Source organism: Paenibacillus sp. 10L310 (assembly GCF_056395745.1).
This window is the reverse complement of sequence record NZ_JBFTKC010000014.1, coordinates 58,958-78,665: the sequence shown is the minus strand read 5'-3', so window position 1 is coordinate 78,665 and position 19,708 is coordinate 58,958. Positions and strand designations below refer to the sequence as shown.

Sequence of the window (19,708 nt, the reverse complement as noted above, 5' to 3'; positions counted from 1 at the left end):
GGGTTATTATGGAAGATGAAATTATAAGTACACTTCGATTTAATGATTATAAAATTGATAGAATGATATTTTCACGCAATCATAATTTCAATGATATCGAGAATGAAGAATTAGAGATTGAATTTAAATTCTCGTCTGAAGTTCATGTTTCTACAGATAAATCCAAAGCAATTGTTGTTTTAACTTGCAGATTATTTGATGAAGATTTTAACGAGAATAACTTTCCATTTTTTTTAGAACTTACTATGCGAGGGTATTTTGATTGTGAAAATGTTGATTTTGAGAATTTTGAGTTGAATTCAATGGCAATATTACTTCCTTATTTGAGGTCGACTATTACAAGTTTTACTGCTCAAGCGGGTATTTCTCCCGTTATCATTCCTACAATTAACGTTTATAATTTATTCCACGAACATGATAGTGACGATTAAAAGTAACCTTATAAAAAAGCTACTGAAAAAACTATTGTAGTTGTGGAAGAAGAGGGCATCCTCTCATGGTGGACAGTGATAAAGAAGTTCATGTTTGAATGAACCTAACACTGAAAACCGGAGGGGATCTTTGTTATGCTTGGCTATTACTGTATAGGGGAATAGCACGATACAATATATCCATTTGCAAGGGTGCTAAAGTCATTAGATAACTGTTCAAGAAGTCTTTTAATAAGACATTTACCTATCACCATATGTAGAATGTTTCAAACCATATATTTCCTAATATACATACATTAATCTAAAGCAAGCATTTCATAATAAAAATGAGGTGAAAGATAATGATACAAATTGAGTGTTCCTTTTTTCTAGCATCGCAGCCTAAATTGGCAATAAATCGTTCACATATCTATAATGTAACTAAATCTGAAATAGGCATTTACGGTAATCTCTATACAGGAAATTTGATTCGTTCGCTTGGTGTTCATTATGATGACTACGTAAACGCAAGTGGAGCTCCGATATGGACGATTAATAATCGATATCAGGGACATTCCATTGGCAGAATCAAACTCCACTCAGAGAAACACAAATCTCAAGCAGTTACAGGGAATATTGGTGAAGCTGTTGTTATGCTAGCTCTGGAATCTTCAATGGGAGTCCGAAATTTACCATTCCATAGGATGAAAGCCCATCAGATTAAATGTCCGGATTTCCGGTTTTACTGTAATTGGTCTAACATAGATGCCTTATGGGGAACAAGCCTCTCTTCTTTAAGCACATTACCAGACAATTTACCACTTGAAGTGAAGACTCATTTAAAAAAAGATAGTGGTTATCTGCTGGATGCATTGGAACAGTTGTTAAAGTATTGGACAGAATGTGATCGCGAGGGCATTTTAAATGCAGTTGGCTATGGCGTAATTGCAAGAATTGATCTAGATGTGGCAAGAAATCCGGGCTCCAACCGACATTTTATACGCTATTTTTTGTTTGTTAAGAAAGCCAACTTCACGTTGAGGAAACTAGAAAGAGTTTTGAAAATACTGAAAAATAAACAGTTTAAGCAAAGGGATAAAGCCACTCGCCAATTACTTCAAGACAAATGGATTGGCAGGTACATGCTATGAATAAGATGGTGCTCATAAAATTGCAGGAAATTAACTCGTTGTTATGGGTTCTAGATCTTGACAAGGCAAAGCCTGTATTGGAAGATTTGGTGATAATGTCAAAAAAAAGTGAAGATCCCTTTTTCAGTAAAATGACTAGAAAATATAAGCGAACATATGATGAACTTAATGCCCAATTAAATCAGGAAAAATTAAATTTCGTTGGTGTTCAAGAGTTGGATCACAGCACTGAGCAGGAATATGGTCACCTCTCACATAGTGATGAGTTTGCATCCTCTTTATTAATAATTAAGAATAGATTTGAATTAGAGATTAGAGTAGTTATGGGAGCTTTAAAGAAGCTTGAGTATGCTAAAGAGAGCATCGTGGTCACGAATTTCCTTAATGCCCGTAAGGTAGAAGAAAGCAAAACAGCTCTTGTCTATTCCATATCATTTACTGATGAGGTTCAAAGGTTCGGAGAAATTACATTCACTCAATCTGGAATCGCTATCGGGAGAGTGTTTTCCAATGAATACCCAATACTAAATGATGAATCTATAGTTACCTATGAGGGTATAACCGTTGCAATAATTGAGTTGGCTAAGAAAATTTATAGCAGAAATGAATTTATTCGAGATTAGTTAAGTTCTCTATGTGTACGAAGTAGGATATTATTTACAAAGCGTGATATTCAAAATGAACTTTTCGCTTTCTTTTCATTTGGCGAATTGTAATACGAAGTGTAAGATAGCTCCCCCCGTTACTTTAAAATGCTCTATAGGTGAAGACGAAACAAGGACAGGAACAGTTTTTTTACTTTCAAAACATCGTGAATCTGTCCATTCATCTGCGGACGAGAGAAGAAATGAGCAAAGTAGATGCTCACTGGGAATTGATTCCTGAGATTAAGAAGCTTCGTGATGAGATAGCTCCTAATACACTGCTGACGATTAACGGGGATATTCCTGACCGTGAGACAGGCCTGAGACTCGTGGAGCAATATGGTGTGGATGGTATTATGATTGGGCGCGGTATTTTCCAAAATCCATTTGCTTTTGAGAAGGAGCCGAAGGAACACAGCAGTAAGGAATTGCTTGATCTGCTAAGGCTGCATCTGGATCTCCATGATCAATATTCCGAGCTTGAACCGCGTTCGTTCAGCCCGCTGGCCCGTTTTTTCAAAATCTATGTTCGTGGCTTCCGCGGTGCTAGTGAGCTGAGAAACAGCTTGATGAACGCCAAGACCACTTCTAAAGTACACGAATTGCTCAATGAGTTTGAAAGTAATGAACAGGCGGAGTAGAGTAAGGCGTTAATCATGGATACGGAGTATAATTTAGATAGATTTAATAGAAAAAAGAAGCGGTAACTTTTCCGCTTCTTTTTTGCTTTGCTGTTTAACGCGTATACGCAGGTTTCTCCATAGCCACCGGCTGAGGATTGGCAAGCACCCATAACACAGCCAACTCGGATAATCTGGCGGGCGCATCAAAATCGTATCCATTGTGAAGTCTGCTGACCAAGTCTGCTGCCTCTTGGAGAAGTGCCGGGGCGAGTGGCGTACCAGAGCCCAGGTGACGAATCAGTGCATCCAGCATCTTGCGATACTCCGCATCCCAGTTTCCACCGCCATTATCCAATACTTCATGGGACACACGTCCTGTGATGCGGATGACCTCTCCCTGCACCGTTTGAGCGTGGCCTTGGGCGGGAATGAGATATTCCCACAGCTCTTGGTGCTGTTTGGTCCAGGTGGTTGCCTTTACCTGAATGGGAGTAGTCCCATCGTGTATGATCCGATTCGCTACCGGCTCAACATCAAATAACTGGTACAGTTTGATCAGCGCATCTGAAACTTCATCGACCTTGTCCTTATTGAACTTCTCACGGACGAATTCAAAATCCTTACCGATCCGCTTCACCGATTCTTTCATATCGGGGGTGACCGATGCTCCGGCATTCAGCAGAATTGCGGCAATCTCTGCCAGACTGACTATATCGCTATTCCTGCAATTGGCTAACCCCTTAGCTAATGGCGTATTTCCCTGTTTATTTTCTACGTTAATCGTAGCGCCCTGGGTTACCAACTCTTGAACCACTTTGGTTCGATACCCATTGACCGCTGCATGTAACGGTGTTTCATTTTGGTAATCCACAGCGTCCAGATCCGCACCTAATTCAAGGAACAGGGGTACATTTCCTGACCAGTGTGAGGCATGGGCATGTAAAGGCGTGCGTTGATATTTGTCGCGTGCATTAATGTCTGCTCCTTGCGCTACCAGCCAGCGGACCAATTCATCCGAAATATGCCGAAAGCTGAGGGCCGTACCTTTGCTATAACCCCCACGTGCATCCCATTCGCATTGCTCGAAAATTTCTTTTACAGTAGCGATATCATTATCTTTAACGAGTTTTTCCATATGAGCAGGTAAGGTTGCTTCCTTCGTAGCCATTACACTCTTCCTCTCCTTTGTGAATAACAACGTATGTTCCAATGGTAGGCTATGACGATTTAATAGTAAGTAGATAATTTTCTGCAATCTTATCACATAGGGGATTTTAAAACCAATAACTGGGTTTCTTCCATCATCCATTTGGTTTGCTATGTTATAATTTAGATGAATGTTGATACTGGAGACGGATTGAAAAATATTTGAAATGATCGCCGCAATTCATGCGGTAGGCTTTTGATAATAGGAGGATCTATGTCCTGGAGTAAATTGAAGCAACAACTGGAGAGTTTTCTTAGTCCTGCGTTAGTTGGAAGGGTGGAGTACCGTGCCACCAGCTATCGCTATTCACCTGATAAATCAGGCAATTGTTATATTACTGTAGATAAAAAGAATGTACTCAACATGAGTGATACTACAACCCCAATTCGATGGTATCAGTCAGAGCAGGAGATCAAGAGCGATCCGGAAATCATGATTCCTGTGAGCGATGAAGAGATTGAAGCTATTCGAAAAGATTCCAAAGGACCCATTCCCGAGGATCGTCTTCATGTCATGGCAAGAAGCAGAAAAATCTCCGTGCATGCCAAAGAGCTTTTTTTGGCTCAGACCGCACTTAGTAAATCGAATTTTACCGTTGCAGCTACGACGTATTTATCCACTTCTATAGAGGATAATCTGGAGAGCAAGGATATCTTGTTTAATATTCTGGCTTTAATGGACAGACGAGTTGGCAAAAAGCGAATTCTAAATATGTCGGAGCAGGTCAAATTAAAGCATCCAGCCGTTCAGTATTTTTATGAACTGCGTCGTCGTACGGTGTGAAATTGAATAACTTTTGATATAGCTTTTAACTATAACCAGTTATGGTTTTTTAGTATCCCTTCTAACTGCTCTCAGCGTGATATGATCATTGTATACAACGAGGGGGTTTTTTACATGACTGATAAGTTCCAGATCGTAGGAAGTTTATTGCGGCCGGATGAGCTGCTGAAATATAAAACGCAAATTGAACATAATGATGATATCCAATATCCGTTCTATGAAAACTACGAAGGATATGAGAAGTGTGAGACAGAGGCAATCAAACAAGTTGTCGCTAAGGAAATCGAACATAACTTGTCCGTGGTTACCGATGGCGAATTCTCCAAATCGATGTGGCATCTGGACTTTGTATGGGGATTTGGCGGAGTGAAGCGTTACATCGCGGATCACGGCTATTTTTTCAGAGATGTGGACGGAACTTCGAAATATGAAACACGCAAAGATATTGGACTGCGCATCATTGATAAATTGAGTGGAAAGAACCATCATTTCATTCAACTGTTCCAACAACTGCAAGACACAGCTGGCGAGCAACAAACGAAACTTTGCGTACCGTCTCCTTCCCATATTTTCGGTGAGCTTTCCTGGTCAGATAACATTGGTGGAACGGATGCTGTATATCAAAACATACAGGAGCTCAAAGAGGGTCTTGTGATCGCGTATAAGGAATTCGTGGAGGAATTCGCTGCAGTGGGCGGTAAAATTCTGCAATTCGATGATTGCTTGTGGGAGCTGTTTGCAGACGACAACCCGAACTCTCCGTTTACAGGGGAAAATATTAATCAAGATGAAGTAAAGGGACTTGCTACCGAATTCATTGATATTAATAATACTGTGATTGACTTTGGTCATAGCCTTGGCTTGAAAATGTGGACACATAACTGCCGCGGCAATTATGATTCCCGCAACATGGGTGGTGGATCGTATGCCAAAATTGCGAATCTGTTCCTGAAGCAATTGAAGTATGACCGTTTCTTCCTGGAGTGGGATGATGATCGTGCGGGTTCAATTGAAGCTCTGGAAGTGTTCAAGGACAGACCTGAAACGGAAATTGTACTGGGTCTGTTGTCATCCAAAACGAGTACACTCGATGATGAAGCACGTGTTGTCCGTTTGCTGGACGAAGCATCCAAAATCATCGATAAGGATCGGCTGCTGTTGTCTCACCAATGCGGATTTGCATCCTGCGATGGTGGTAACGAATTAAGCGAAGCTCAGCAATGGGCGAAGATTGATCAAGGGCAGAAGATTGCAAAGCAATATTGGGGCAGCACCGTCTAGAATTCAAGCTAAATGTATTGTGACCTTATAAATACATTGCTCGATCAATAGTGTTCTGTGCGATAACGAAACGGCGACTTTTCCTCTGGAATCTATCCAGTGAGAAGCCGCCGTATTTGTTGTGGAACGTACACATGGGTACGTTCTCAGTTCTATAACTTTTTTAAACTAATGATGGGGCTTGTCATTCTTTATTTCTGAGATTCACGCTGTGCCAGCCATTCCTTTTTCAACAAAGCATATTGATACGTATTCTCGTATTTCGGTGTGCCGTCCTCATTTTTGACAAATGAAATGAACTCCAAAAAAAGACCTTCCCGACGCATGCCCAGCTTCTCACACAGTTTCTGAGAACGGAAGTTATCATCCTCGACATAAGCGTACAATCTTCTTATTCCCTGTTCCATAAAGAGATTTTCGATGAAAGCATTGGCGCTCTCACTGGCGTACCCTTTCCCTTCAAATCTGCCATTAAAATTCCAACCTATACTATACGTATCTGAATTCGAATCTTTATCCGTATCGGAATCCCGATCTTCCCTCATACCAAACAGCTCACCGATCAACTCGTTACTGTCTTTCAGACAGACTGCGATGTGGGAATCGTCACTGCTTCTTTTTGCGACCTCTGCCGTAGCGTCTTCCAACGTTGAAATTCGTTGATCCATAAAACAATTCACTCTGGGATTTGCTGTGTATTCCAACAGTCCGGCTGCGTCCGTTACGGTGAAATTTCTCAGGATTAATCGATTGGTTTTAAGTATTTGCATAAGATGATATACCTCCGGTTTTCATATCAATAGATTGGCTTTGTTCATGTTGTATCTCTTTTTATTTTACGAGACTCCCTATTCGTACTATAACTGGGTATAGCCTTGGGTTTGGGTTTGGCTTTGGCTTTGGTACTGTCTGACCGGGAGAACAATCCCACCAATTTCTCCCTATAGATATAACCGAGTACAAACCCGATTACAGCGATAACAGAAATAATAATGGCGATTGTGTATTGTTGCATATGAATTGTGGACCCTACGACGGTAGATGCGATGATCCACGGCAGACGACCGACGATAAGGATCGTGAAGAATCTAAACGAACTAATCGATGTAAGTGCGGCGACAAATACAAGCATGTCTTTGGGCAAGCCGGGAATTACGAAAAAGATGAATAAAAAAGCGGAGAACTTCTTCTCATCATGAATTAACGACATCCACTTATTATTTTTCTTTTGCATTAGCCGTGAAATATAAGCGCGACCGATAAAACGAGTAAAATAAAAAGCAATCGCTGAGCCTATAATCAAGCCTATTGTAGTATACAAGGACCCAAGTGTAACCCCATAGATATAACCGCCTGCAATCTGTACCACTTCTCCTGGAATAGGTGCAACCACGATCTGAAGAATCTGGAATAAAATAAACATCACCGGACCCCAATGGCCTGTTGAATGAATATACGCTCTGAAATTGTCCATGGAAGACATGATTTTAATAATGGCAGGAGAATAATACACCAGTAGACCAATGGACAACATGATGAACAGACCCAACAATATGTTAATCATTACTTTTTTCGAAGTTTGTGGCATTCCTGACGACCCCTTTGTGTAATAACTTCTACATATTTACAGTATAAGACGAAATTATTAAGAGATACCTACATAACTTCTGAAGAATTCTTAAGTCGATTGTATTTGCTGGTAGTCGCTTATAGCGCATATTATACTGAAATTAGACGGAGGGATCAGATGAGCAAGAAAATTCTAATTGCTGATGATAACAGTGAAATTCGTGAAATTGTAAGGATTTTGTTAGAGAGTGAGAATTATGAAGTGATTGAAGCGATAGATGGTCAAGATGCGATTGATAAAGTGAACGAAGAGACGGATCTCATTATTTTAGATATGATGATGCCCAATAAATCAGGGCTGAAGGCGTGTCTGGAGATTCGTGAAAAAACAAGCGCACCGATCCTGTTTCTCACGGCGAAAACGCAGGATTCTGACAAACAATTGGCCTTTTCCTCAGGCAGTGATGACTTTTTGTCCAAACCCTTTTCCTATACAGAACTTGTTTCGAGGGTGAAGGCTTTACTGCGGAGGTATTATGTATATCGTGGCAAGGAGAAGACCGAAGAAAAGGACCAAATTATCGTTAAGGATCTTACCGTCCATCAGGATTCAAAAGCCGTGTTTGTTGGGGAGAAGGAGATTGCTCTAACTGAAATTGAATACCAGATCTTGCTGCTGTTGGCTAAGAAGCGACGAAAGGTATTCTCGGCAGAAAATATATATGAGAGTGTTTGGGGGCAACCCTATTTTTATACGTGTAATAACACGGTGATGGTTCATATTCGTAATTTGAGAGGCAAACTGGAGGATGACCCGCAGAACCCTAAATATGTGAAGACCGTTTGGGGGAAGGGGTACAAAATTGAATAGATTATTAATCGGAAAAAAGCTGAAGATTAAACTGGTTCTGGCGGTTGTCATTTCTTTGGTCATTTCCATAAGTGCACTCGTTATTTTACAAGTTGTTGGCGAGACTGTATTGGATAGTTATTTAAGCAAATCCACTTTTGTAGAGAACAGGCAGCAAGATGCGCTTGATCGATTCGAAGCATTTGTGGATAACCAGAACGTGTCAACCCGTGATCATGAGCAATTGTCTGCTTGGATAAGACATGAGCGCTACTTAAATCTGTATATTTTTGCAAAAGACAAATTGATATTTTCCTCCAACACGGAGATTGATCCTGCCATTAATGAAGAGTTGTTAACTCAATTCGTGCCATCAAAAATACCCATCACCACCATCCATTTTGCGGATCAGGATGCCCAGATATACTTGGTTAGCTTTTATGAGTATCAATACTACAACCTCATTCTGATTATTGGTGTTTTCATAGCGGCCATTGTGTTTATTGTTTCCTTTCTACTGATGATTAATAAGAAAACATCTTATATTGGCGTGCTTGAACAAGAGATCAAAATACTCGAAGGTGGAAATTTGGATTATTCGATTACGATATCGGGAAAGGATGAACTGTCATCTCTGGCCCAGAGTATTGATGAGATGAGGAAATCATTTGTGGAGCGGCTGGGCAGCGAGGAGAGGGTCAGGATGGCCAACCGTGAATTGATCACTGCGATTTCCCATGATTTGCGAACGCCACTCACGATTCTATTAGGATATATGGATATCATAGAACTCAACAAATATAAGACACATGAGGATCTGTTGCAGTATATTCATAATAGCCGGGAGAAGGCCTATCAGATCAAAGTGCTGTCAGACAAACTATTCGAATATTTTACGGTATCCTCGGCCGCTGAAGAAGAGGAAGTAGAATTTGAAGTGTATGAGGGCAGAGCGCTTATCGATCAACTCATAGATGAGCAATTAGTGGTTTTGGACGATATAGACGTGCAGGTTCAGACAGATGCACATCATGAGGAGTTTTTGCTGGAAATCAATCTGGTCGCGATGCGTCGCGTAATGGATAATATATTTTCAAATATTCGAAAATACGCCGATCCAGGGCATCCCGTTCATATCCAGATTTCTTTGAGGCAACAATGGGTTATTCTTGAGGTGGAGAATAAGATTAAACGTGTTGGCAAAAAGAAAGATAGCAACGAAATTGGACTCGTTAGTTGTCAGAAAATGATCCAGCAGCACAACGGGACGTTGACGGTGTCGCAGGAAAAGGATATCTTTTCACTACAGATTAAGCTACCTGTCATCATCAATAAACCAACACAGACTCATATATAACGGATCTCTTGAAATGATGTTGAGTGTTCGTGGGATTCCTTTGGCTGCCTATTCTGTAGTGGGGTAACTTGCTAAATAGGCATAGGCGAAAGAACATCGCTCTACCATTCACAATATACAAAGAGAGCCATGCGACAGCATGGCTCTTACATATATCGCGAGAGGGCAAACCTCATGTTTTAAACAACAGGTGCATTCTGTTTCTTGAAATATTGTTCAATTAAAAACGCGAGCATCGGTCCGGGCTCAGCCTTCTGTAATTGAGCCTGATCGCCAAATTCTATTAGATACGGCTGTTCCGTAGTACAAGGAGTCCAATGAGGCATCAGCTTTCCGGTGGAGTCCGAACCGTTTGGGTCACCTGTAGCAATAAAGTTGGATAAGTAATTACACATCTGGCGAGCCAGATCATAATGCTTGCCTGTGAAAGGCCGCCAGCATTTGGCAAGTGTTTCGAAGAAGAACCACAGATCAACGGAGTGAAAAGTACCTGGCTGATCCCAGCCCGGAATCTCGGCGTCGAAGTTATAATAGTAGAGAGGCGTTTCAGACGGATGACCGCTGTTCGCGCGGATGGCGAGCAGAATGGCATGTTGGATCATGCGGACCGATGCTTGTTGCAGAGCATGTTCGATTTGGCCGGAATCAGCCTCACATAGTTGCAAAAAGGCAGGAGCATCCTCGCCAAACAGCTCCACAGCCATCTGCTTCAGTTCTTCCAGATTGGCTGCGGCGGGACGGGTCCAAAATTCGGAAGACGTATGCCCCAGCATTACGGGGATCGCCTCGCGCTCCTGCTGAACAAAACGAATAAACGGATCGCCTGCGCAGAATTGTTCGTCGATGACGGTTCCCCAGAAGCTTTTGTATTCGAGTGCTTTGTCACGGAGATATTCAGCATCCAGTTGTCTCGCCTCAGCCAGGGAAGATACGCCCAGGAAGCCGAAAAATTCAACCCCGGCCTGCTCTGCATCTCGCAGTGTGGAGCGGACAGAAGGCACGCGGACCTTCGGGTACAACTCGGTAGCTATACCGCTCATGATGACGGCTCGCTGGAACAAGCCTTTATTTTGCGGAGAGGTCATCTGGCTGAGTACACTTCCTCCGCCTGCCGACTGTCCGCCGATGGTGATCTGGTCTGGATCACCGCCAAAGGCGGCAATGTTGCGTTTGACCCACTGGGTACCTGCTTGTTGATCAAGATGACCAAAGTTGGCGGGTGCATGTGGGGATTCGGCACTAATCTCAGGATGGCACAGGAAGCCAAAGGCATTCAGTCGATAATTAATCGTCACAACGACAATACCTCTACGAGCGATTCGCTCGCCATCAAATTCCATTTCGGCCGTATGGCCGACTTGCAGGCCCCCGCCAAAATACCAGACAAAAACAGGCAACTTCTCGTCCGTACGCTTGGCGGGTGTCCAGACATTCAGATACAGACAATCCTCGTCCATGGGCAGGTCGGGATCAACGGCCCATTCGCGGGTATAGATATTGTTATCATCGATGACTGTTGGGGCTTGCATGGAGATGGGGGCAAAATCAAAAGCTTGCAGTACACCTTCCCAGTTCGACTGCGGTTGCGGAGCGCGCCAGCGGTTCTCACCTACAGGAGGTGCGGCAAAAGGAATTCCCTTGAAGCTGGTAATCCGCGGGTCCGCCGCGGGCAGTCCTTGCACTTGTCCATGTTCTACCGTAACCATTCTAAGCATACAACATTCTCCTCTCTGGATTTAGCATGTAAGCGTTACCGAGCATCTGATCAACGATATATAAGATAAACCTAACGCCAGAACAGGGCGTCTTAGAAAGGGGGAATCAAGGTTGAATCCGATTTGGCATGAGAGCAGTAGAGCCAGTAATTTGTATTTTATCAGCGGTGGTCACAAGCCAGCTAACCCTCACCAATGGGGGCCAGGCGTGCGTGACGTTTATGCGCTGCACTATATTATCCGCGGCCAAGGGACGCTGGAGACGGGCGGCCGCGTTTTTCGGCTCGTTACGGGGGAAAGCTTTATCATATTTCCGCAAAAGGAGATTTACTATTATCCAGACCCGCAAGATCCATGGGAGTACGTCTGGGTGGAGTTTAGCGGTGAGGATGCCGGGCGGTTGCTGGGGCTGACACAACTCTCAGAGGTACAACCCGTGGTGACGGTCTCGCCGGAGACATTGCAGCCTTTTTTCCACCTTGCCTGGAACGCGGGTGCATCATCTTATGAATTACTGCGGGCGGATGCACGTTTGCGTCTGCTACTCTCCTACTATATGGAGCATTATCCGAAAGAGCCGCAGGTGGACGCCAAGGATTATGTCTGGCTGGCGAGAAAGTACATCGAGCAGAACTACTGGAAGCCAACATTGACCGTCACCGAGATCGTAAAGGCAGTTAATCTGGAGCGCAGTTATTTGTTTCGTCTGTTTAAGGCAGCAACCGGCAAGTCTGTTTTGGAGTATATTACATCCTGCCGAATCGAGCGCGCCTGTGAACTGTTGAAAACGTCGGGCCTGCCGATTCAATCGGTAGCTTATTCTGTCGGCTACAATGATCCGTTATATTTTTCCAAAGTATTTAAGAAAGCAACTTCACACACGCCAACATCGTACATGATGCTGCACGGGACCAAGGCATAACGTTAACGGAACAGGGCACAGTTCCCGGACTCTCGGAAATAACGGATCAGCTTCTCAATAGGCTCACGTCCACAGTTCAGCTTCACTCCTATACAATCAATGCACAGAAATTGCTGGGCAGAGCGCGAGATCAATTTGAGGTAGATGCCCACATCGTCTGAAGAGAGCGGGACCTGACAGGAGGTGCACAGGCGATGTTGAGCCATCTATTTCACCAGTTTGGCCCGGACGACGAGGCAATCATGTGCTGCGACAACGGGAGCGAAGCGTTCACGGAACACGCCAAGCTCTTGATGTTCCCAGCAGTCATACAGGGAAAGGGTATAACCGGCAGCGTAAGGCAGACCCATATCCCAAAATTGCAAAGACAATTCCCGCTGGCTGTCGCTCAGGTTGAAGAAACCAATAGCTAGATCACCATCTGTGAGTACCTTCACCAGCATAAATACATCGTCTGTGTGAAACCATTGCGGTTCTGGTTTGATGCGGTAAGCTCCGCGCGCTTCTACATCCTGATTGATAGCGATCAGGTCAGGATTCAGGAGAATATCCTTTGTAATCTGGTTAGCCTTGCGCACGTCACATCCGATCATTAATGGGGAACCCATCATGGACCAGAGAGAGAAGTGGGTTTTATATTCGATGTCGTTGCATCCGCCGATGCTGCCAATATAATCATTGTTGCTTCCACCGTACATACCTACAATCAGCATATCCATGTCGTTATGGCAGAAGGAGCCGGTGTAGCTTTGTTTGCCCAATTGAGACAGGGCAAGTTCCTTCACTGAATCCCAATTGTCACGGATATCGCCGGTGGAGCGGTACATATGAGCGCCCGATTCCCGAATCCAATCGTATACGTCGTCGGCTCCCCAGTTGCAGGCGGAGAACAGGATATCGCGTCCGCAGTTTTTGAGCGCAAGACTCATCCGTTTGTACAGCAGCTCTCCTGAGATATGGCGCGGCTTGAAGCAGTAATCATACTTCAAATAATCAACGCCCCATTCGGCAAAAAGGGCAGCATCCTGGAATTCATGCTCGAAGCTACCTGGATACCCGGCACATGTATGCGTACCTACGCATGAATACATGCCGAATTTTAGTCCTTTGCTATGGATATAATCAGAAAGCGCTCTCATTCCACTCGGGAATTTATCCGGGTCAGCCACCAGATTACCGCTCGCATCCCGTTCCTTCAGGCTCCAGCAATCATCAATGACAATATACTCGTAACCAGCGGCCAGATAACCTTCTGATACAAACACATCAGCGACATCCCGAATTAATTGTTCGTTAATATCCCACGTAAAGGTATTCCACGAATTCCAGCCCAGGGCAGGGGCAAAGCCTAACACTTGATTGTTGCTCATGCTCTCGCATCCTTCCTCATCTCGGTTTTGTTAACAACACTAAACTGAACATAAACGATGAGTGACGTATCCTGCCATAGCTTAACGTTGCTTGGACATGGACATATGTTGCTCTGCTTGTGCTGGGGGAATTCCCTCTTCCAATCCGGCTCTCGGCAGGTATTCAGAAGTTGTCGGTAGAAGCATAAGAAAGGAAAAATGTCTGTCTGCGAAAAAGTTATACCTATCTTTTCAGGGATCTGTGCGAAAAAATGGTATGGATGTTATGATCGGTGATAATACTCGAACAGGTTGTCAGAGCAACAGGGAAATTTGAATAGTATTCAGTTTTTTTAGGAAAAATACTCCAGTGGGGAACCCCTCATACTTAAGGTAGTAATTCCGTCGTAACGATTATGCATATGCCAGAAGGATTCCAATTGGATAATGTACGATTTCTCATCGGTTTTTTGTTAAACATAAGTGTCTGATTGATTTGATTAGATATATAATTTATAGGATTGGGAGTGTCACGAAATGAATCTAGATGAAGTGATGCAGGAGCTTGAAGCGCTGGGCAAAGAACGAACGAAAAAAATCTATATCTCCAACGGTGCGCATGAACCGCTATTTGGCGTGGCAACCGGAGCGATGAAACCAATGGCGAAGCGGATCAAAAAGGATCAGCCTTTGGCGGAGGAACTATATGCAACGGGGAATTATGATGCGATGTACTTTGCGGGCGTGATTGCCGATCCTCAAGCGATGACGGAAGCAGATTTTGATCGTTGGATTGACGCTGCTTATTTTTACATGATCTCTGACTTTATCGTTGCTGTGACGTTAGCCGAGACGGATATTGCTCAAGAAGTTTCGGATAAGTGGATCGCCAGCGGAGATGAGCTGAAAATGTCAGCAGGATGGAGCTGTTACTGTTGGTTACTCGGCAGTCGAAAGGATGCTGAATTTTCGGAGAATAAACTAATGGAGATGCTGGAACAGGTCAAAAAGATGATTCACGAATCTCCGGAACGAACAAAATATTCGATGAACAACTTCCTGTATACCGTTGCAACATCCTATCAACCGTTGCACGATCAGGCGGTGGAGGCAGCTCAGGTCGTTGGCCCCGTTGAAGTGAACAAGGACAAGCCCAAGAGCAAGCTACTGAATGCCTCTGAGAATATCCAAAAGGCTGTGGAAAAAGGTCGGACGGGCTTCAAGCGTAAATATGTAAGATGCTGAAATTTTCGCCGTATCGTCAGTTTTAACATATGGAACATATGGTTATCGTGGGATTGAAATCCACAATCTCCATGTTATAATGAGGACAGAAACAGCTTATAATGCAAAGAGAGCCGTGCGGTAACACGACTCTCTGACGCAATAGCCGCTTTTAAGGGCGGTGGGCTTAACAAGAGGATACACGATCAAGTAGACCGCAACCTTTGCAAGGGTGGGCGGTCTACTTGTGTTTATTGGACAGCAGCGCTACAATCAGCAAACCGAAGGTAAGCATTAGCATAATTGCTTCAAATACTGTCACAAGGCATCACCTCCCTTCCGGGAGATTAGCCGACCGCCCATATAAGCCTTTCCATTGCTCTGTGAGTATACCATATTTTTCTTGGACCTAATAGATGAACAATAATTCGTTTTTATAAAAGTTTGGGAATGTTAATGACCCCGTGCTTTGAATGCGAAAAGAGCGTTACGGTGGCTAGTATGGAATTTATTTAGTTGCAAACAGATAAGAAAAACACGCCATTTATAGGCGTGTTTTTTGTTGACAGCTAGATAATAAGCATATAGCAACATCGAGGCTACATATCGTTCCTTTTAACCATTTCTTTGGCTTGCTGTCTGCCTGCCGAGAGAAAGCTGTCGCTAAGCTCAGGATCACTAACAGAGCGTGCAAGTACAAGCGAACCAACCATTGTACTGAACAGTGCACGACCTCTGGACACATCAATCTCAGCCAGATTGGAGATAAAAGCGATCATCCGCTCCAATTCATGGGTAAATACCTGCCGAACCTCTTCGGACGAACGGGATATTTCGCTGGAAAGGGCGGGGAAAATACAGCTCATTTCCGTTTGGTCGCGGTGATACGGACTCAAATAATAATCGATTACTTTATTAATTTTGGAATTCTGCTCTTCCTGATCAGCCACGTTCTTTAGAAGTGTAATGGTATCACTAATGGCATATTCGCAGGCTTCGGCAACCAATTGTTCCTTGTTGTCAAAGTGTGAATAGAACCCTCCATGAGTTAATCCAGCTCCCTTCATAATAAACGGGACACTCACCTCCTGGATACCATTGGTGCGAAAAGCTCGAGCAGCACTCTCAACAATCTTACCTCGTACTTTTATCTTATGTCCTTTGGGATAGGGCATGATCACTCACTCCATAGCTTTCATCGTTCTGCTTTTATAAAATATTATAGTCATCATAATAAAGCCTGTCAATTTGGCGACTGGATATCTGTTCATTTTCAAAAGGGACAATACGATTGTTGACGGTCTTAAAATATGATGGTTATAATATATTATGGTCATCATATTTTAAATTGACTTCAAATCGGGAGGTATCAGACTATGAGCAAGCTTGAATCTGTGGATACGTTAGTTATTGGATCAGGTCCAGGGGGATATGTGGCGGCGCTTCGTTCTTCGCAGTTGGGGATGAAAACGGCGATTGTTGAACGTAAACAGCTCGGCGGAGTCTGCACACATGTGGGTTGCATACCATCCAAAGCCTTAATTGCGGAATCGCATCGTTATGATTGGTTCAGACAGTTCAATCAAGCTGACGCGGCAGCTACATTTAAGACTGCTCAGGATTTTAAACAGGGAGTTGTGAATAAACAGGCAGGTGGCGTCCACTATTTGTTAAAGACTGCGGGTGTGAACACTCTGGAAGGAGAGGCTAGTCTGGTGGATGAGCACACAGCCATGATCCAGCAAGCTGGGCAGGAGCAAAGCATTTCTTTTAAAAATCTCATACTGGCAACGGGGTCTCGTCCAATTGAGCTGCCAGCATTTCCAGTTGGAGGTCGCATCTTATCTTCCACAGAAGCACTGTCTTTGGGGGAGGTTCCGAGTAGTTTGGTTGTGATCGGCGGAGGGTATATTGGAGTGGAGCTTGGACAGATGTATGCCAAATTTGGAACCAAGGTAACGATTCTGGAGGGAGGGGCCCAAGTATTGCCTGGATTCGAGGGGGAACTTGTAGCCCCTGTAGTCAAACAATTGAAGGCGGATGGCATCCAGATCGTAACCGGAGCGATTGCTGAAAAGGTGGAGCACAATGCGGATTCCGTTACACTGCATTATTCAAAAAAACAGGAGCAGCAACAAGTTACGGCAGAATATGTATTGGTTACGATCGGCAGGAAACCCAATACAGACGGCCAGTTAGGACTGAAACGCATAGGTTTGCCCGTAACAAACAAGGGACTGGTTGACACGGATGAACAGTGCAGAACGGTTATCCCGCACATTTATGCCATTGGAGATATTACAGCCGGTCCGGCACTTGCCCACAAGGCATCCTATGAAGCCAAAGTAGCCGCAGAAGCCATTGCGGGTCTTACCTCCAAAGTGGATTACAAGGTGATTCCGCTTGTTGTCTTTTCTGATCCGGAGATATCCAGTGTTGGGGTAAGTGAGACGGAAGCCATTGCACAGGCCGTTCCGGTGGTTATTGGGAAATCTTCTTTCGGGATTAACGGAAGAGCATTGGCATTAAGAGAACCCGAAGGATTTGTGAAAATAGTGGCAGACCCGACCACAGGAATTGTCATTGGTGCGCAAATCGTAGGCGTGGAGGCATCCACACTGATATCGGAGCTCGCACTCGCAATTGAGATGGGGGCAACCGTGGAAGATCTGGCCATGACGATTCATCCTCATCCGACTTTGGGAGAAGTGATCATGGAGGCAGCCGAGAACGCGGTCACCAAAATGAAAAAGCAAAAATAGTCAGCAAATTTAACCATACACGAGGATTGGGAATGGGAGAGATATAAGGATGAAGATAAAAGCAGGTTTGTATATCGGAATTGCGATGGTGCTCATTGTTGGAGGTTCACTTTTGGCTGTTAAAGGAAAGGATGCTGTAAGTCAGGCCGAGAGCCGGAAACAAGGCATACTTGAGGCAGAGCAAACGACTTTAATTTATCAGAATAGCCCCGGAGCAATTGCAGAGGTTGGTGCGTCTGCAGGTGACTCCGTGAAAGAGGGAGAGGTACTTTTCAAAGTGAAATCAGCCGGGGAGGGAGATGTGGATGTACTCGCACCGTATGACGGGTTGGTTGACCGAGTTGCTGTAATACAGGGAGATCAAGTTCAAGCAGGAGTCCCGCTGGCAGTTGTACAAAAGAATACGTATTACATCGACCTTTACATACAGGAAAGTGAAATTCAACAGCTTGAAGTGAATCAAAGCATTGATGTTCATTTCCCTTATTTGGATCAGCCAACGCAGGTGAAGGGGAGTATTATTTCCATCTCAACTGCTCCTCAGTTTGCGAACTTGCGTATGTCGCGGGAAAAAGGGCAAGCCGATTTGAGCATGTTTCTGGTCCGAATATCGATGGATTCGAATACCGATTTGCTTCCGGGGATGACGGCAGAGGTGAAACTTGATGAAATCACTGATTGACGAGTGGAAGTACGTTGTAGGCAGTAAGTATATACGGCTAATTTTTATTGGGCCAATGATTGCAGCCTTATTTTTCGGCTTAATGTTCTCGCAGAATCAACTCAGTAAATCACCAGTTGTGGTCATTGATGAGGATCATAGCGAATATTCACGGCAATTGATCTCCAAAATAAATGCGTCTCAATACATGAGCGTCAAAAGCGTATATGCGAGCCGAATGAGTCCTGAAATATTGCTTGCCAACGAGCAGGCTGTAGCGGTCATTATGCTTCCCAATCAGTTGGGATTGCGTCAACAACAAGGGAAATCGACGAATATCGGCATCTTGATGGATAACACGATGCCCTCGGGGTTAACAGGTATTCGCACTGCGATTCAGGAAATCATACTGACAGAGAATATGACCCTTTCCATGACACGTCTGATCCAAAAAGGGATGGATGCCGAGACAGCTAAAGGAATCGTGTCACCGTTATCCCTTCAGCAACGGATGCTGTTTAATCCAACCTCCAGTTATGTCGGTTTTATGGTGCTTGGATTTGTGAATATCGTAGTATTGATGATTACAACAAGTGCAGCGGGCTCAATTGTACCCCGGCTTCGTCAGGAAGGGAAACTGTTTGCAAACGGAAAGTCACCCTTTCAACTATGGGTTCGGATTATACCTTACGTTGTGTTGAGTTCACTTTCGCTGCTTCTATCCTATGGATTATTAAAGCAGGTGGGGGGAATGCGGTTTGAAGCAGAGCCTTATCTTTTTATCATTCCGTTAGTTGTTTATGCTTTTGCTTTGTCACTCATGGGTATGCTGATTGGATACACTGCCAAAGACTTATCCAAAGTCAATCTGCGGACCAGCTTGGTATTATATCCGTCCTTTCTGGCTACGGGAATTCAACTAACACCACTGGCGTTCCCAGAACCGTTCCAAATGTTCGCAGGGGCATTACCCATGAACTGGCTTAACCGTCTGATTCGTGGAATGGCGTTTAGGGACGGGGCGCTGACAGCCTACAGTCAGGAGTTGGGGGCATTGCTGATTATTATTGGCGGAGTGTCCTTGTTTATGGGATTACTGTTTCTGCGGGAAGCAAGGAAACTTTCTCCTGACAGGGAACCACTGTTGAATACGGATATATTACCGAGCAGTAATTAATTTTTTAAGAATCGTTAAACAAC

Annotated in this window: 20 protein-coding genes and 1 pseudogene; 13 read left to right on the top strand and 8 right to left on the bottom strand. The window is 44.0% G+C overall.

Features of this window, described 5'->3' with window-relative positions; translation table 11 throughout:
* Nucleotides 1–8: 8 nt before the first annotated feature.
* From AC1DE7_RS23940 to AC1DE7_RS23925, 4 genes and pseudogenes are all read left to right on the top strand, one after another.
* Nucleotides 9–431 carry a protein-export chaperone SecB gene (locus AC1DE7_RS23940; RefSeq protein WP_339285491.1) on the top strand — a complete coding sequence of 141 codons (423 nt, stop codon included), beginning with the start codon at nt 9–11 and terminating at the stop codon, nt 429–431.
* Nucleotides 432–772: 341 nt separating this feature from the next.
* Nucleotides 773–1,561, top strand: a complete 789-nt coding sequence (locus AC1DE7_RS23935; RefSeq protein WP_339285492.1) for a hypothetical protein — start codon at nt 773–775, stop codon at nt 1,559–1,561.
* Entirely contained in the window at nt 1,558–2,184 is a 627-nt protein-coding gene (locus AC1DE7_RS23930) for a hypothetical protein (protein WP_339285494.1), read from the top strand. Before AC1DE7_RS23935 ends, AC1DE7_RS23930 begins: the two co-directional genes overlap by 4 nt.
* A 179-nt stretch (nt 2,185–2,363) precedes the next feature.
* A pseudogene (locus AC1DE7_RS23925) lies at nt 2,364–2,846 on the top strand (tRNA-dihydrouridine synthase); the annotation flags it as partial.
* Between the two features lie 94 nt (nt 2,847–2,940).
* Here the strand turns inward: AC1DE7_RS23925 and AC1DE7_RS23920 are convergent.
* Nucleotides 2,941–3,996, bottom strand: coding sequence for an ankyrin repeat domain-containing protein (locus AC1DE7_RS23920; RefSeq protein WP_477535325.1), 1,056 nt, complete (start codon nt 3,994–3,996; stop codon nt 2,941–2,943).
* Nucleotides 3,997–4,248: 252 nt separating this feature from the next.
* Here AC1DE7_RS23920 and AC1DE7_RS23915 point away from each other — a divergent pair, with 252 nt between their 5' ends.
* Nucleotides 4,249–4,818 carry an SF0329 family protein gene (locus AC1DE7_RS23915; protein WP_477535324.1) on the top strand — a complete coding sequence of 190 codons (570 nt, stop codon included), beginning with the start codon at nt 4,249–4,251 and terminating at the stop codon, nt 4,816–4,818.
* Between the two features lie 114 nt (nt 4,819–4,932).
* On the top strand, nt 4,933–6,099 hold the full coding sequence (locus AC1DE7_RS23910; protein ID WP_477535323.1) for a cobalamin-independent methionine synthase II family protein: 1,167 nt from the start codon (nt 4,933–4,935) through the stop codon (nt 6,097–6,099).
* Nucleotides 6,100–6,290: 191 nt separating this feature from the next.
* Here AC1DE7_RS23910 and AC1DE7_RS23905 read toward each other — a convergent pair whose 3' ends face one another.
* Together AC1DE7_RS23905 and AC1DE7_RS23900 are read right to left on the bottom strand one after the other, a co-directional pair.
* On the bottom strand, nt 6,291–6,869 hold the full coding sequence (locus AC1DE7_RS23905; RefSeq protein ID WP_477535322.1) for a GNAT family N-acetyltransferase: 579 nt from the start codon (nt 6,867–6,869) through the stop codon (nt 6,291–6,293).
* Between the two features lie 44 nt (nt 6,870–6,913).
* A complete protein-coding gene (locus AC1DE7_RS23900) occupies nt 6,914–7,663 on the bottom strand; it encodes a TVP38/TMEM64 family protein (protein ID WP_477535321.1) in 750 nt (249 codons plus the stop codon).
* Nucleotides 7,664–7,846: 183 nt separating this feature from the next.
* Here AC1DE7_RS23900 and AC1DE7_RS23895 point away from each other — a divergent pair, with 183 nt between their 5' ends.
* Entirely contained in the window at nt 7,847–8,539 is a 693-nt protein-coding gene (locus tag AC1DE7_RS23895; RefSeq protein ID WP_036668346.1) for a response regulator transcription factor, read from the top strand.
* Nucleotides 8,532–9,875 carry a sensor histidine kinase gene (locus AC1DE7_RS23890; protein ID WP_282319398.1) on the top strand — a complete coding sequence of 448 codons (1,344 nt, stop codon included), beginning with the start codon at nt 8,532–8,534 and terminating at the stop codon, nt 9,873–9,875. Before AC1DE7_RS23895 ends, AC1DE7_RS23890 begins: the two co-directional genes overlap by 8 nt.
* Nucleotides 9,876–10,054: 179 nt before the next feature.
* On the opposite strand, the gene AC1DE7_RS23885 is transcribed toward AC1DE7_RS23890, so the two are convergent.
* Nucleotides 10,055–11,590: a carboxylesterase/lipase family protein gene (locus AC1DE7_RS23885; RefSeq protein ID WP_076329548.1), complete on the bottom strand. Its 1,536-nt coding sequence runs from the start codon at nt 11,588–11,590 to the stop codon at nt 10,055–10,057.
* 112 nt (nt 11,591–11,702) lie between these two features.
* Between AC1DE7_RS23885 and AC1DE7_RS23880 the strand changes: the two genes are divergently transcribed.
* Entirely contained in the window at nt 11,703–12,512 is an 810-nt protein-coding gene (locus tag AC1DE7_RS23880; protein ID WP_017690624.1) for a helix-turn-helix transcriptional regulator, read from the top strand.
* Nucleotides 12,513–12,514: 2 nt separating this feature from the next.
* Here the strand turns inward: AC1DE7_RS23880 and AC1DE7_RS23875 are convergent, their stop codons facing one another.
* The gene (locus AC1DE7_RS23875; protein ID WP_074093540.1) at nt 12,515–12,718 is read right to left on the bottom strand and encodes a hypothetical protein; all 204 of its coding nucleotides are present in this window, start codon (nt 12,716–12,718) and stop codon (nt 12,515–12,517) included.
* Nucleotides 12,719–13,882 carry a glycoside hydrolase family 27 protein gene (locus tag AC1DE7_RS23870; RefSeq protein WP_076329546.1) on the bottom strand — a complete coding sequence of 388 codons (1,164 nt, stop codon included), beginning with the start codon at nt 13,880–13,882 and terminating at the stop codon, nt 12,719–12,721. It abuts the gene before it with no gap.
* 516 nt (nt 13,883–14,398) lie between these two features.
* On the opposite strand from AC1DE7_RS23870, the gene AC1DE7_RS23865 reads away from it, so the two are divergent.
* Nucleotides 14,399–15,106, top strand: a complete 708-nt coding sequence (locus AC1DE7_RS23865) for a DNA alkylation repair protein (RefSeq protein ID WP_477535320.1) — start codon at nt 14,399–14,401, stop codon at nt 15,104–15,106.
* Between the two features lie 220 nt (nt 15,107–15,326).
* Here the strand turns inward: AC1DE7_RS23865 and AC1DE7_RS23860 are convergent, their stop codons facing one another.
* Nucleotides 15,327–15,407: a putative holin-like toxin gene (locus AC1DE7_RS23860; RefSeq protein ID WP_353957565.1), complete on the bottom strand. Its 81-nt coding sequence runs from the start codon at nt 15,405–15,407 to the stop codon at nt 15,327–15,329.
* 277 nt (nt 15,408–15,684) lie between these two features.
* On the bottom strand, nt 15,685–16,260 hold the full coding sequence (locus tag AC1DE7_RS23855) for a TetR/AcrR family transcriptional regulator (RefSeq protein ID WP_315370434.1): 576 nt from the start codon (nt 16,258–16,260) through the stop codon (nt 15,685–15,687).
* Between the two features lie 201 nt (nt 16,261–16,461).
* Between AC1DE7_RS23855 and lpdA the strand changes: the two genes are divergently transcribed.
* From lpdA to AC1DE7_RS23840, 3 genes are read left to right on the top strand one after another with little or no spacing between them, the layout of a single operon-like run.
* Complete coding sequence (lpdA, locus tag AC1DE7_RS23850; protein WP_127546815.1) at nt 16,462–17,847, top strand: dihydrolipoyl dehydrogenase; 1,386 nt, start codon at nt 16,462–16,464, stop codon at nt 17,845–17,847.
* 49 nt (nt 17,848–17,896) lie between these two features.
* Nucleotides 17,897–18,529 carry a biotin/lipoyl-containing protein gene (locus AC1DE7_RS23845; protein WP_477535319.1) on the top strand — a complete coding sequence of 211 codons (633 nt, stop codon included), beginning with the start codon at nt 17,897–17,899 and terminating at the stop codon, nt 18,527–18,529.
* Complete coding sequence (locus tag AC1DE7_RS23840; RefSeq protein ID WP_477535318.1) at nt 18,513–19,685, top strand: ABC transporter permease; 1,173 nt, start codon at nt 18,513–18,515, stop codon at nt 19,683–19,685. The genes AC1DE7_RS23845 and AC1DE7_RS23840 overlap by 17 nt, the downstream gene beginning before the upstream one ends.
* Nucleotides 19,686–19,708 lie beyond the last annotated feature (23 nt).